We start from the raw sequence: 1,024 nt of genomic DNA on the forward strand, positions 1-1,024 counted from the left end.
TAAGGCTTTTGTAGAAGTCTTACTGGCGGCCAGAGACCATGGCATGGACATACTGGAGACTGCCTGCGCCATGGCCCTGGAGCAGAGAACCGTTACAGTCACGGTGATCCTCAATCTGGTACACCGCCTGGCGCATCCGCTGCCACCACCGCCTCAGCAGACTCCAGAAGCCCTGCATCTGAAAGAAGAGCCAACGGCGGATTGCAGTCGCTACGATACCTTGCGGGGGAAGCCTTATGTCCACTGAACTGACCCTCTCTCTCAAGGAGCTGCATCTGTATGGCATGGCGGCCGCCTACCAGGAATGGGCCGCACAACCCGGGCCAGCCATAGAGCCTGTTTCGTGGCTGTCCAGCTTGATTGATGCCGAAAAACAGGACCGTCATTACCGCAGTCTGCGTTACCAAAGACGTATAGCCCGGTTCCCCCTGCAGCGCAGCCTGGATGAGTTTGACTTCACGGAGAGCCCATTGGCCGAAGAACGCCTACGCACGCTGGCTCAAGGAGGGTATTTGGAGTCTGCCCATAATCTCATTCTTGTGGGTGGCACAGGAACCGGGAAAACCCATCTGGCCCTGGCGTTAGGTCATGCTGCTATCGACCAGAGCAAGCGGGTACGCTGGTATAACGTGGTCGATCTCGTCAACTCTCTGGAACAGGAGAAAACCCGTGGCCAGGGCGGCCGCCTCGTCAAAACCCTGCAGAGCCTGGACCTCGTCATCCTCGACGAATTGGGCTATTTGCCCTTCTCGGAGTCGGGCGGGGCCTTGCTCTTCCATCTGATCAGCAAACTCTACGAACAGACGGCGCTGATTATCACCACCAACCTCTCCTTCGGAGAATGGGTGAAGATCTTCGGAGACGCCAAAATGACCACGGCGCTTCTCGATCGGCTAACCCACCACTGCGATATTCTGGAGACCGGAAACGATTCATACCGGTTCAAAAAACGTCGCACCCACCCCCTTTAAAACTGGTCAAAAATAGACGCTGTTACCTGGTCATTTTTAAACGCTGTTTGACA

Annotated in this window: 1 protein-coding gene and 1 pseudogene; both read left to right on the forward strand. The window is 55.9% G+C overall.

Translation table 11 applies throughout. From position 1 onward, the window contains the following. A pseudogene (locus tag HJG40_RS15615) lies at positions 1 to 247 on the forward strand (IS21 family transposase); the annotation flags it as partial. Beyond that, positions 237 to 971, forward strand: coding sequence for an IS21-like element helper ATPase IstB (gene istB / locus HJG40_RS15620; protein WP_215864737.1), 735 nt, complete (start codon positions 237 to 239; stop codon positions 969 to 971). The pseudogene HJG40_RS15615 and the gene istB, both read left to right, overlap by 11 nt. The last annotated feature ends 53 nt before the right edge of the window (positions 972 to 1,024 follow it).

The organism is Acidithiobacillus concretivorus (assembly GCF_018853445.1).
In the GTDB taxonomy this organism is placed as follows: domain Bacteria; phylum Pseudomonadota; class Gammaproteobacteria; order Acidithiobacillales; family Acidithiobacillaceae; genus Acidithiobacillus; species Acidithiobacillus concretivorus.